Here is a 13,731-nt window from a genome sequence, read left to right on the forward strand (position 1 = left end):
CGCCAAGTACATACAGGAATAGGTTGGGAAATACTTGACTAAATTACTGTTTTTTTTGGTGGTTGTAACTGTTTAATTTTTTCCATACACAGACGACAATTTGCTGTATCTTTTTGTGCTAAATATAATTCTGCGGCTTTTTTAAAATTTGCGATCGCATCGGGAATAAAACCCTGTTTTCGCCTTACTATTCCCCGCAGGTTATGCGCCGGTGCATAATGATAATTGAGGCGAATCGCCATATCTACATCATGCAAAGCCCCCGGTAAATTTTTCAATTCTAACCTAGCCAAACCCCGACAATAATACGCATCCATACTCCCAGGATTCAACCTCACAGCTTCTGTATAATCAGAAATAGCTTGATGAATATCTCCTGAGTAATAATAAGCCAAACCCCGTTGTAAAAAAGCATCAGCAAAATAAGGTGTCCATTCTAAAGAACGGCTAAATTCCTCAATTGCACCAGCGTAGTCTTTCTCCTTAGCCTTTTTCAGTCCTTGATTGTAAAATTCATCACTCATAGTTAACTCAACCAGATAGACATCCCATTTCTATGTTAAATATAGGAATCCTAAATTTAGCTAATTCCCAAATTTCAACTTATAGCAACCGCCAAGGAGGTTAGGACAGAAACAGATCATGAAACCCTCACAATTAAAGAGTTTCGAGCCTGTTCCCTGTTCCCTGCTATATAAGAGATATTTTGAAACGCCTCTGACTTTAGTCCGGTGAGAGTCAATTCTTGTCTCTGGGTCTTGGCGTACTTGGCGGTTAAACGCAACGCCAAAGGCGAACGCAGCTATACAAAATACGTTCGCCTGGACGGACTAAGTTCAAATCAAGAGTTTTAGTTTAGTCTGCATAGTTCCGTGACTTTTAGTCGCCTGGAGTAAGATGTCAGTACACTTTACTATCTATGGATTATTCAGCAAGTTGATAATCTGATCCAATTTTGCTTGCAGTTTAGCGTTTTCTTGCTCTAAATATTCCACTCGGTTACGAACAGTTTTCACCTCATCTAATACCGTAGCATTGGCAGGAATTAACCATGACATTCTTGCTTGGGAGAAACTGGCGATTTCAGCCTGAGAACGCATATCCCGACCAAATCCCATTAAAGAAGGACGTTCCACATAGGTAACACGGTGTAAAACCCGCCAAGCCTTATTCGGACGACCAGTTTGCACTTGACGTAAAGCCCTGGCTTCTTCATCATTACTGGCTAACCATTCAGGATCAACCACATAATTGAAGAAATCTAAGTAATTATCCGTACTTCCTTCCAGATAAAAGCTCATCATGCGGAAGCGATCTACTTTTTCGCCGGGTTGGAAGGGAATATCATTTTCATCGGTAATTCCCAACATTTCAATCCCGCTTAAATCCACATTCAACTCCATCCCTTTGCTATTAGCCTGGGTTTTGGTCATGGTTTGAGTTAAATTAGTGGTTGCCATTGCAGTCAGTTCAACACCAACACCAAACACACTCAGATTCATTTTCGCCCCCAGACTACCACTCATGCTAAATGAGCCACCAATAGTATGTTCTGTGGTATTAGCAAAACTTTGTTCTTCTACTCTTAAACCACCATCTGCATCCCAAACATAGGTATTGACAATATTCCGTTTTCCAGAGCGAATGAGAATATTTTCCATATTCTTTTGCCAACCTGCAAAACTTTCTACAGCATGGGTACGTTTCTCAATATCATCAATACGACTACTGATTTCTTGCTTACGTTGATTCCCTTGATTTTTTAAATCTTCTAACTTAGCGCCACCTTCAGATTTAAGTTGATCCAATTGAGCTTGTTTGTCTTCTGTAGATTCATTTCCAGAAATGTCAATATTTTCTGCACCTTGATTTAAGGTAACAGTTTGTACAGCGCTGCCATCTTTGGCTTGTCTACTTAATGAGCCTTCATCAACTAGATTCGAGTTGAAATTAATAAAATAAGACTGTCGCTCCTTATCTGCCTTTTCAATCTGTTGTTTGAGGTTATATGCCTCCATCAGACGGAAGTAACTAGCAGGATAAAGTGAGCCATATTGCGATCGCATTTCCGGCACATGACCATAAAATTTGTCATTAGCCGCACTACTTCCCACCAAACCATCTAAAGAACCATTCATCACGTAAGCAGGATTAATCAAAAAGGTAATGGTATTAATATCAGGGGGGATATCTTCTACGGGACGGACTTCATACCCTACCATTTTCTGAGAACGAGACAGACGACTAATAAAGACATCGGCTAAACTCGACACCACCAAAGCATAACCCACATTTTTGGGGATAAAACGGTTGCCATAATGGGGAAATTGAGCGGTTACTTCTGGCGCACCTCGTAACTCTAGGCTATCGGTGGTGACAAGGGAAGAACTAGAGCTAACATTACTTTCATTAAACCATTGATAACTCATGTCCAAATTCCCAGCCGCACCAATTTTCGCGCTGCCAACCTCTGTCACGAAACCTAATCCGGCACTGCTTGTAGTCTTAGCACCTGTGAAAAGCTCAACACTTGCTCCTAAACCAGCATCCTGAGAGCGATTCCAACTATATTCCACATCTTCACTAGTGGTTAATTGCACAGAAGTTGCACCATTATATTGATAATCTCCATCAATATTCATGTTTTCACTGGGAACAGGGGGCGCACCTTCAATGTATCCCAGGAGAGTTGGTTTAAATTGAGCGTTACCAATCCAAAGTAACTCTAAAGTTTCAATCCGTTTATCGGTGAGAACTTTTACCCCATTATCTGTAGGATAGGCAAACATTCGGCGCATCATTGCCGATTTTTGTTTGGTCATGGGATTGATGTCAAAAGTGCTATATTCACTGCTAACTACAACATCCTCGCCAATTGGCAAAGTATTATCCTTGACAATTAGAGCTTCATAGACTGTACCAGGATGCTTGCCTGTCAAATCAGGAGTTTTAACCGTTGCACCTTCCGGTTGAATTTGGCTTAAAGGCCAGTAACCAAGCAAACCTGCCTCTTTTCCTGTGAGGCTTTGGTGCATGGTTGCTTTGATTTCTTGGGGAGTGCGGACTTGATTCCAAATACGAACTTCAGCCAATTGACCGGAGAATGAACTTGCATCATTATCTGTGAATCTCCTGCCAATAAACAAATTACCTGTTCCTTGATAATCGGCTGAAGCAATATTTCTGATTGTGGCCTTTCCATCAAGGTAAATAATGCGATCGTTAGTTGTAGCATTATAGCTGCAAACCCAGTGATGCCATTGAAAATCTGCGATGGGAGTAGAGGTATCAAGATCATTGCCATAAAAGGCAAAAGTGAATTTGTTATCAGGTTGAAAACCAATATTTAAGCCTTGATTATTGACCATCTGTCCTTGACCAATAGCAATATTCCACGCTCCTAGCGCGTTGCGCTTTGCCCAAAACTCTATGGTAAAGCTAGAATTAGCCAAATTGATCCCATTGCCACAATCCACATAATCATCCTTGCCATCAAACTGCATCGCTGTATGACCCAAGTTGCCAATAGGTGCAGTACAACCCCACCAGGAAGCCCTTTGCATTGTTCCGTGACGGCTATTCCCAGAATAGTCTCGTATTTCGTTCCCTGTGGCCTCGTTCATCGGGTAGTAAGCAAGTAACCCCGGTTCGTTACCACTGGGGAGAGTTTTACTGTTCACAGCAATTTCTTGATCATTGAGACCAATACCCCACAAGCGGACTTGGGCAAGTTTGCCAAAGTGAGAGGCATTCGGATTAGATACTGTAAGACTACTGGCGGGCAATTGTACTTGGTCAAAAGGTACGGTTTGAGGACTGCCATACATTGTCCCATTATTCCCATTAGCAGAATAATCTTTAGCCGAACCATCTCGCAAAGGCCAATAACCAACTAAACCTGATTCATTACCCGTTAGGGTTTTGTTCATATCTGCTTGGATTTCAGCTTGAGTACGAGCTTTATTCCACATCCGAAATTCTGCCAGGGGACCACTCCATTTGCCACTCTTATTATTATAGTAAAAAGCTCCTATTAGAAACTTTTGTAGTCCAGATATAGGTTGAGTTCTACCACTTCCCTGATGCCATATTTTTCCATTGCGATAGATGAACATTTGTCCTGTTGAGCAATCTTTCGTAAATGCCCAGTGAGACCAACTATCTTTATATTCATCGGGTTGTGCTACTTTTTGAATGCGATCACAATTAACTTGATTTCCTGCGTCCCAGTAAATCGTTTGTTCATGGGGTAGATGAATGTTAAAAACCTTTCGATTTTGACTGTCCAACCCTTCAACAATACTATTAGTTTGTAAGTCGTTTGCACCTTTAGACCAAAATTCAATGGTAATTGCTTTGTCAAATGAGGGTACACCTTGGGTAAATTCAATATAATTATTCACCCCATCAAATTGGAGAGCGGTATTTGATTGATGAGAAATTTCTACTTGGTCAAAAGCTACAGTTTGAGGACTGCCATACATTGTCCCATTATTACCATTAGCAGAATAATCTTTAGCAGAACCATCTCGTAAAGGCCAGTAGCCAACTAACCCAGATTCATTACCCGTCAGGGTTTTGTTCATATCTGCTTGGATTTCAGCTTCGGTACGAGCTTTATTCCAGATGCGGAGTTCGGTTATTTTGCCTTTAAAGAAGTTTGAAGGATTAGACTTATTATGGTCTGCGCCAATCAAAACATTTGTGTTGGTATCGAGATACTTGCCAAAATTCGCTGAACCAGCTAACTTGCCGTTAATATAGAAGCGAACTACTGAACTATCATAGGTTAAAGCCACATGGCTGAGTTTTCCTGTTTCTACAGGGTTAGAAGATTCAACAGACCAAGGAGAAACGTTATGATTGACACCCAGTTTTTTATCAGGGCTTAAATAGAAATTATAAGCCCCACCGACACCGGAATTCCACTTGGAAAGTAAGACCATTCTTTGCCCTGTTTCTTCTGGACAAATCCATGTTTCAATGCTGTAGGGTTCTGTGCGACTGAAGTGTAAAACACTTGGATTCCCAATATTAATGTACTCACCCACACCATCAAATTGCAAAGCCGTATTGGTCTGTGTCGAGGACTGACTAACACTATCCCTCTTGGTAATATTTCCTAGAGTGCCAATATTACTGGTGATTTTAGCTTCAGTCGTGCCAACTTTTTCGCCATCAATATAAAAACTGGTGGTTTGTGCTTCGTATTTACTGGTAATTGTCAAATGATGCCAACCGACAGAAAGCTGCTTTAAATCATAACCACAGTCAAAGAACGAATCATTGAGGCGAAGTCCTAAGTACGTGCTTTCATGAACAACAACTTGCTGTTGATCATCCTCAGAACTTGCTAAAACTCGCCAATTTAACTGTTCAGTAAAGGGATAAGCAAACCAGGCTTCTAATGTGAAATTATCCTTTAAATAAACAGGAGAATTTAACGCGACTGAGCTACTTTCATTATTGAAATTCAAACAGGAACGCAGACTCTCAGGAAGCCACTCTTCAAAGGTTGTATTCAGACTATCTGACGTGGCATCATAGAGGGTATTTCTCATGTTACCTTGGCTATTAAAATAGCTGAATTGAACATTGCCTTCACAAGTTTCTAGGGCATGGAGTCGAGAAACTGGATTGACGAAGTTTAAGATTGCACCTTGAGTTACTAATCCTTGAGGATCTTGACTTAATTGAGGTAATGTGAATGGATTCTTGGTGAAATTTGTAATAGCATCCAAAACGCCCTGATTTAAACTAACAAAACTATCCCGAATGGCTTTAATTTCTGAATTAACAATTAGCAATCGGTCTTTAATTGCCTGAATTTGAGACAATTGATTACTTCCTGTCAAGAGAGATAATTCAGCTTGCAGATCACTTAATCTTTTTTGAGCTTGAGTTAGAGAATTTTGTTTGTTTGCAAATTGTTGAGCAATATGGTTTTTATCAATATTGCCATTAATTGTTTCAATCTTGAGAGAGGAGGTTTGATTTCTCCAATCTCCTAAATTTGAATTATTACTTGTTAGTGTCCAAGAACTTCCATTAAACCAACTATCTTTATAGAGGGTTATTTTCAGACCTGATGGAACTTTTAATGAATCTATATCATCGTGGATATCAATAGTGTCATCACTAGATTCGGCATAAATATTGCCAAGGTTAGGGTAAGAGCCTATGTCTAATTTTTTAGTCCACTTGTTACTCCATTCTCGGTAATCATTATAATTTGTGTCTTCGTAAAGAGTGATTTGTTGATCTGCTCGTTGTTTTTCTCCATTCCAATAGTTAAAGTCATTTTGTAAGCTATTAACTAGAGTTTGTTGATCACTAATTGCTTTTTGTAGTCCCTGAATCCTTGTATCTCGTTCTAGTCCTTGAGATAATAAAGCATTAAGCTGTGCTTCCAGGTGTAATTTTTCTTGAATCAGATATCCTTGGCGGGTTTCTTGGGAAGCTAGTTGTTTGATCAATTGAGAGTTTTGTTGATCTTGTACTCCTAATGAAGCGAGACTGACACTATCATTAAATGAGGCTTCCGTGATAGTATTTGAAACCAAACGTAGGTGCTGTTTGCGGATTTCTAAGCTATCCCAATTTCCCACTATATCAGAAATTTCAAAGGTTCGTAACAGGGCAACGCCATCGGGAATGGTAAAGCGAGAAGTAGCACGATACCAACCATTTCCTAAGTCTGCAAATTTATCTTGTTCACTAGCAATAGTGATTTGATCTTGGGAACTAAGACTGGTTTTACCCCAATAAGAGAGTCGAAAAATCTGATTGCCATTACCGTCAGCATTATTAACATCTACAGTGGGGTTAACCTTAAATTCAAATTCTTCAATGTAGGTTGCCCGTTGACTAACTGCTATTAAATTTTCATTGGTATATTTCACCGTAGGGGTGATATTATCTGCCAGATGACGACGGAGAGTAATTTCGCCAACATAGAGATTTCCATGCACAATGCCATCGTTACCATTGACAGAAAAATCAATGACTTTGCGTTGATTATCTTCATCAACTGCAATTCCACCTAATCGCCAATAACCTACTAAGTTTAATTCTCGCCCTGTCAGTTGCAGGTACATACTGTTTTTAATTTCTTGGGCAGTACGAGCAACTTTCCAAATGCGAACATCAGAAATTTGTCCAATAAAAGGATGTTTTGATCCTCCACTCCAAACTCCAGCACCTATAGTAAACTTATCGGCTGAAGTTCCATAACTAGAAGTGGCGGTTCCCCCTTGTACTTTTTCTACACCATCAATGTAAATATGAAGTTTCTTACCATCACCAACTAAAGCAATATGATGCCACTCATTAACTGGATATGAATAGGTAGTTTGAGTAGATCCACCATTAGGTGTCCAGACTGTAAGTTGATTAGATGTAAAGCCAAATTCAATCAAATCATTTTGACCAAAAAGGCTTGTTGAACCTTCAAGTGATGCAGGTTTAATCCAGCCTTCAAGAGTAAATGCAGAACAATTATTAAGGACGCTAGATGGTGTGGAAATATAATCACCTACTCCATCAAAAACAATCCCTCGTCGTTTTTGAGACTGTAGTTTGAGACTAACAGCTTCTCCAATTTGCCAACGAAGATCATTAATTGTAAAGTTTTGCTCGTCAACTTTGGTAATGGGATAATTTCCATCGTAACTAGCCGTATCAAAAATCTGAACTTCATCACCATTTTCTAGTCCATGATTTTCGGCTTTTACTCGTAATTTTCCTTCAGAAGTAATTTCATAACCTGTAATTAAACCATCAAAAGTTACAGCTTGTTCTTCCGGTGGTACTACTTGCCATGTTCCCAATTGTTCTGTGATATTATTGCCATTCTCTACCCAAGGAGCATCAATTTCAAAGGTAGTTTCATCTATTTTGGTAATAGTGTAATGTCCATCGTAGGAAGTTGTTCCTGTGATAATTAATTCATCACCATTCTTCAGCACAGAAGTTTCTGTTGAAGTCACTTGTACATTAGCAATACCATCAGTAATGGTTCGATTTAAAGCGGTAATAGTTCCTTCTGGTGGCGGTTCGGCAATGCCAATGCTTTTAATGTTATCTAAACTATTGAGGGGAAGTAATACCTCACGAATATTACTGCGGAGAATTTGGGGATTACCTGTTTCTTGAATTTTGGATAATGTTCCATCTCCTAAAACAGCAAAACTAATTGCAGCTACAGTATTATCTGTAGTCACAATACCCAACATCACTTTTGTGGAATCCCGCATTAATTGTTGTCCAGCCTCGGTTTCACGGGCTACTTGTACATAGTATTGTGTGGCACTAATACCATTTCCTACTTGTAGATTTAAGTCTAATGTGCGTTTAATAATTCCCGGAATACTGCGAGGTATTAAAGTAGGATTATCTTCTGATTTGGGTTCAAATATGTTGTAATCGTGAACTGCAAATAATCCTTCTTCTGATACTCGAATAGAATAAAGGTGTACTTTTTGAGTTTGACTATTGTAGGCAAAAATATTCCAACGAGATTTTGCGTGTTCTACTGTGGGTAACTGGATGACGGAAAACCAACCTTGATGGAGATTGTTAATAAAGGTTAATTCGGTGGTTGGTTCATAGAAAGAAATCCCATTAGCGTCACGATAATCTAAAGAATCAACATTTTTTAATCCTCCTGCGGTTTGCTGCATTTTATCGCTGGCTTTAAACCTTTGACTACTGCGTTTAAAACGAACTTGCAGTTTACGAACTAATTTATTGGCAATGCCATCTAATACATAGCGATCGCACAATAGGGTATTCTGTTTAGACTGACGAAGTACATAAATATACTCCAGCCCTGAGACTAATTGTACAGGTGCAACTGCGGTTTCATCTTGGGTACGATACCGAGAACGCAAGATAAACTCAGAAGGATTCTCTTGATATGTGTATTCCTTCTTTTCCTTTTCAATTACAGAAGCATCATCTTTAACTTCATTGGGAAAGTCCAATTCTTGCCAGTTTTCCCACCCTGTACGCTGTTCAGGAGGAGTATTCAAATAGCTATCTTCAAAACCATCTTGTTTGATGCTATACCACACCTTACCTTGGGTATCTGTACCAAAAAGGACGACTTTACCTGCATGGGTGATGCTGTTGACGTATTGGATTTCTTGTGATTTTTGGAGTAGCATATTTTTCTAATGGTAAACAAACTGGTAATTTTGAGCAAAATTACTTAAATTATTATTACTGTAATTTTCACTGAATTATGACCTATATAAGAGTAGCTAAAAATCACGAATTTTGTGTATTTTTCATGATAAATAGAGCATAGAAAATTATGCAATTCTCTATACTTGGTCAAAACTCATCAATCCTTATTTTATTTAATAAATGTATTCTTTTTACTCGGTAATAATCTTATATTCTCCTAATCCATCAAGTCAATATGCCACTGTATCGATTAGGTAATTATTTATAAATAATTACAAAAATACATGAATTTCTGTGACGATATTTTACAAATATGAAATATTATTTAAGTAAGTTGAATTGACTACAAAATTTGGCAAATTGTGATATGGGATTCACTCACCTTTGGGAAGATATTTTTCGTTGGCAGTAAATGGGTAAAAATTTAATGTATATTAACTGACAGCAAACAGGTTTAATAATGACAGACTGGCTTTACCGTTATCCAACTTTATATTCAGGAAAATTACTCAAGCGCTACAAGCGGTTTTTTGCCGATGTGCAACTTGATTCTGGGGAAATAGTCACAGCACATTGTCCCAATACAGGGCCGATGACTGGAGTATCTACTATTGGGAGTGCAGTTCAAATTTCCGCAAGTGATAACCCCAAGCGCAAACTAGCTTACACTTTAGAATTGATTCAGGTAGATGATCACCAACCCACTTGGGTAGGGGTGAATACCATGTTACCGAATCGCATAGTCAAACTGGCTTTAACCAAACATCTATTTCCGGAATTGGGAGAATATAGCCAAATTAAAAGTGAAGTAGTTTATGGAGAAGACAAAAAAAGCCGGGTCGATTTTTATTTAACAGGAGAAGACAACCAAAGCCCCATTTATTTAGAAGTGAAAAATACAACTTGGGCGCAAGGAACCTTAGCTTTATTTCCCGACACCGAAACCACCAGAGGACAAAAACATTTACGGGAATTAACCGCATTATTACCTCAAACCCGCGCCGTCATGTTGTACTTCATCAACCGGGGAGATTGTACGGAATTTGCTCCTGGTGATCTTACAGACCCAGTATATGGTCAACTCTTGCGAAATGCGATCGCCCAAGGACTGGAAATCTTACCATGTCGCTTTAACATCTCCCCAGAAGGCATACAATATCTAGGTTTAGCCCAACTCAAACTTTAACTCTCTTCCCTTCGCGCACCTCTGCGTTAACCTCAGTGTAACTCTGCGTTAAAAAAATGATCATCATCATCATGGGAGTCTCCGGTTCCGGAAAAACCACCATAGGTAAACTACTAGCTGACTCCTTAAACTGGAAATTTAAAGACGCTGACGAATATCACTCGCCAGATAACATAGAAACAATGCGCCTGGGTATCCCCTTAAATGATACCGATAGAAAACCGTGGCTCAAAGATTTGCAAACTGCGATCGCAATATGGTTAAAAGAAAAGGAAAATGTAGTCTTAGCCTGTTCCGCCCTCAAAGCAGATTATCGCCAATATCTGGTATTAGATAGCCAAAATATCCAACTAATTTACCTCCACGGCAGTTTAGAATTACTCCAACAGAGACTCATAGGAAGGCAAAATCATTTTATGTCAGAAAAACTCCTCAATAGTCAATTAGATACCCTTGAGGAGCCAGATAATGCCATTTACGTAGATATTTCCCAACCACCCCAGTTAATTGTCCAGAACTTGAAAAAGGTTTTGGGGATTTAGACCATTCATAGCGATATAACCGTTTCAGCAGACTCATCTGGCGAGTGACGAGAACGAAGGTGTAAAGTAATTTCCGTATCCAGTCGCTTCAGGAAAATCAGGAGTTTACCCTCACTGAATCGTTGAAACTCTCCTTTCATCAAATGAGATACTTCTGGCTGGGGAATACCAAGAAGTTCGCTAATTTCACGTTGTTTTAGGTTCCGTTGTTTCAAAAGCCGCAGTACCTGAATACCAATCTTACCCCGTGTAAAAAGTTCATCTGCATTTGACAAATCCAAGTCAGCGAATACATTACCACTACTTTCTTGAAAAACTGCTTCCTGTGTCATTGTTGTTTGTCCCTGGCTATTGAAACTTCTAAAAGTTAGAAGCTTTAAACCATTTCTGTGTAAAAAAAAGCCGTGCTAAATAACTTATAATCTACAAAAACATAGGCTTTGGGGCAACCCCTGCGGTTCAATTCCGCGACATGATTGGAGGTGCGACTTTTATTATCAGTTTAGTATGTATGCTTCTACAACTATTGTTGAGCCAAAGACAACAAAAAGAGGAGGTAGTGCCTATGCTGATTACAAAGACGATTAACCAGATTAAAACAGTTATTCCTATAGTAAATTTTGTAGGATGGATTGCTTATATCAGTTTCGTTATCCAATCATGTTTGTCTACGGGGGTTTTGTCAATTTACAACTGAATAACAGGTAGTAGGAGAGTTCGCCACAAATAAGCTCTCCCCATACTGCCAACACCTAATCTGTTTTGGTTTACAGCAGTTTTCATATATTTAGACCACACTCTTGATTCCTCTCTGCGCCTCTGCGCCTCTGCGTGAGACAAAAATTGCGACCTGAATCTTTACAGAGAAACTAGCAAAGTTGTCCAGCAATGATACGTTAAAGCTGTTTGAACGCATACCATCTCATTGCATATCAACCCGAAGATTTTTCATCCATTTTCCAGCCAGGAGTATCAGCCGATGGTCGCTGATATCCCAACTGGGTGTACTATTCCCTAAACTGGATGGGAGACTAGAAAAGCGTCAACTTCCGCCGCAGTGGGTTGAGATGCGATCGCACCTGCTTTAATAGTAGTTAACGCCCCTACAGCATTAGCATAAGCCACAACTTTTTTCGCAGTTTCTGCATCCTGTAAACCTTGAATACCATGTTTACCCAGTTGGTGGATAAATCCTGCTAAAAAGCTATCTCCAGCCCCAGTTGTATCAACAACCTCAATGGGATAGGAAGGTAAATTACCTTCATTTGCACCCAAACAATAAGTACAACCATGTTCACCATCTGTTACCAGCACCCCATCAATGGTGTTCATGCGGTAAGTAATTGCGCCAGGGTCTGTAGTATCAAATAGCCACTCTGCCTCTTCCTTAGAAAGTTTGAGAAAATCAACTCGTTTCCATATCGCCTGGATTTTTTGACGCGCCACATTTGCATCTTGCCAAAATACAGGTCGCCAGTTGACATCCAAAATAATCTTCAAGTCGTATTGTTCGGCTAAATCTAAGGCGCGGTGAATTGCCTTCTCACTTTCAGGGTAGGCTAATTCTAAAGTCCCCAATACCAAAAAGTCAGCCTCTTGAAACAGTGATTCTGGCAAATTTTCAGCTTTTAAGCGGGTATCGGCAAATTCAGAGGTGTCATACTCACCAAATCCGGCAAAATTGCGATCGCCAGCCAAATCTCTCACCACATAAACCTGTCGCGTTGGTGCAGTAGAATGACGTTGCACCCCTGTAGTATCCACACCAATTTCTTCTAACAGCTGTACTAGCTGATTTCCCGGCTCATCTTCACCCACAGCCCCAACAAAACCTGCGGGAGTTCCCAACTTCACCAAAGCACAAGCCACATTAGCAGGCGCACCACCTGGGTAAGGAGTCCAAGACTTCACCTCCTCCAAACTTAGACCCAATTGGTCAGCCAAACAATCGAATAAAATTTCACCAAAGCACAAAACACGGGGATTGCTCATTTCATGAATCCAGAATCTGGGGTTTGCAATTTTGAGTTAGCAACTCCAGTATAAAAGATACAACATCATGACTCATCTGTCGCCAGTCATCAAAGTCATAAAATGGCATGATTTGCTACCTTCACCGCCAATATCTTCTCCCAATTCTCAGGTTTTATCACTGTGTTATTACTTGCTTTTCACAGAATAAAGTCTTTAATATAACTAAAAAATTACATATAATTATCAAACTATAACAATCGCCCAGTCCCCAATCCCCGGACACTGAGCGACTTGTACTGAGCGCAGTCGAAGTAAGCCGAAGTGCAATCCCCAATCCCCAGCCATCAAATCTAAAGAAAATCTAGTCAATTCCATTCCTGCTATCACTTCAAACCCTCCTAACAACAGAATCTTCTAGAATTAGAAGAGGATTGAGTACATATACCAAAGGAGGATAGAAAAACCTATGGCTGCTGGCCAGTCTCAGACCCCCGTTAGTCTGTCAGATAGAGAATTGCAAATCATCGACTTAGTAGCCTCTGGCTTAACTAACCAAGATATTGCAGTCAAACTAGAGATTAGCAAACGCACCGTGGATAATCATATCAGCAACATTCTCACCAAAACCCAAACCGAAAACCGAGTAGCTCTGGTACGTTGGGCATTACAGTGGGGGAAAATCTGCCTAGATGAAGTGAACTGTTGTGCATTACCCATCCGCGACGATTAGACAATTTTTGACTGTATCCTAATTGTTATTCTGCTCACATCTCTATTTTTAGGTGAATCTCTAGCGTAAACTCCTATTGGCATCAAAATCAAGCAGCCCCAATTAGCAAA

6 protein-coding genes and 1 pseudogene are annotated in these 13,731 nt (G+C 39.7%); 3 read left to right on the forward strand and 4 right to left on the reverse strand.

Going from position 1 to position 13,731, the window contains the following annotated elements; translation table 11 throughout:
• Positions 1–41: 41 nt before the first annotated feature.
• Together VB620_RS07740 and VB620_RS07745 are read right to left on the reverse strand one after the other, a co-directional pair.
• A pseudogene (locus tag VB620_RS07740) lies at positions 42–524 on the reverse strand (tetratricopeptide repeat protein); the annotation flags it as partial.
• Positions 525–917: 393 nt separating this feature from the next.
• The gene (locus VB620_RS07745; protein WP_323195561.1) at positions 918–9,167 is read right to left on the reverse strand and encodes a LamG-like jellyroll fold domain-containing protein; all 8,250 of its coding nucleotides are present in this window, start codon (positions 9,165–9,167) and stop codon (positions 918–920) included.
• Between the two features lie 482 nt (positions 9,168–9,649).
• On the opposite strand from VB620_RS07745, the gene sfsA reads away from it, so the two are divergent.
• On the forward strand, positions 9,650–10,375 hold the full coding sequence (sfsA, locus tag VB620_RS07750) for a DNA/RNA nuclease SfsA (protein WP_323195562.1): 726 nt from the start codon (positions 9,650–9,652) through the stop codon (positions 10,373–10,375).
• A gap of 56 nt (positions 10,376–10,431) precedes the next feature.
• On the forward strand, positions 10,432–10,917 hold the full coding sequence (locus tag VB620_RS07755; RefSeq protein WP_323195563.1) for a gluconokinase: 486 nt from the start codon (positions 10,432–10,434) through the stop codon (positions 10,915–10,917).
• A gap of 5 nt (positions 10,918–10,922) precedes the next feature.
• Here the strand turns inward: VB620_RS07755 and VB620_RS07760 are convergent, their stop codons facing one another.
• Both VB620_RS07760 and VB620_RS07765 read right to left on the reverse strand, forming a co-directional pair.
• Positions 10,923–11,249, reverse strand: coding sequence for a helix-turn-helix domain-containing protein (locus VB620_RS07760; RefSeq protein ID WP_323195564.1), 327 nt, complete (start codon positions 11,247–11,249; stop codon positions 10,923–10,925).
• A 682-nt stretch (positions 11,250–11,931) separates the two neighbouring features.
• Positions 11,932–12,909: a carbohydrate kinase family protein gene (locus VB620_RS07765; protein ID WP_323195565.1), complete on the reverse strand. Its 978-nt coding sequence runs from the start codon at positions 12,907–12,909 to the stop codon at positions 11,932–11,934.
• Between the two features lie 448 nt (positions 12,910–13,357).
• Between VB620_RS07765 and pedR the strand changes: the two genes are divergently transcribed.
• On the forward strand, positions 13,358–13,621 hold the full coding sequence (gene pedR / locus VB620_RS07770; protein WP_323195566.1) for a photosynthetic electron transport-dependent transcriptional regulator PedR: 264 nt from the start codon (positions 13,358–13,360) through the stop codon (positions 13,619–13,621).
• Positions 13,622–13,731: the final 110 nt, after the last annotated feature.

This window comes from Nodularia harveyana UHCC-0300 (assembly GCF_034931085.1).
GTDB classification, from domain to species: domain Bacteria; phylum Cyanobacteriota; class Cyanobacteriia; order Cyanobacteriales; family Nostocaceae; genus Nodularia; species Nodularia harveyana.

Coding starts and splice junctions, on each gene's coding strand:
- VB620_RS07745 (WP_323195561.1), bottom strand. CDS start 9,167: ATGCTACTCCAAAAATCACAAGAAATCCAATACGTCAACAGCATCACC.
- sfsA (WP_323195562.1), top strand. CDS start 9,650: ATGACAGACTGGCTTTACCGTTATCCAACTTTATATTCAGGAAAATTA.
- VB620_RS07755 (WP_323195563.1), top strand. CDS start 10,432: ATGATCATCATCATCATGGGAGTCTCCGGTTCCGGAAAAACCACCATA.
- VB620_RS07760 (WP_323195564.1), bottom strand. CDS start 11,249: ATGACACAGGAAGCAGTTTTTCAAGAAAGTAGTGGTAATGTATTCGCT.
- VB620_RS07765 (WP_323195565.1), bottom strand. CDS start 12,909: ATGAGCAATCCCCGTGTTTTGTGCTTTGGTGAAATTTTATTCGATTGT.
- pedR (WP_323195566.1), top strand. CDS start 13,358: ATGGCTGCTGGCCAGTCTCAGACCCCCGTTAGTCTGTCAGATAGAGAA.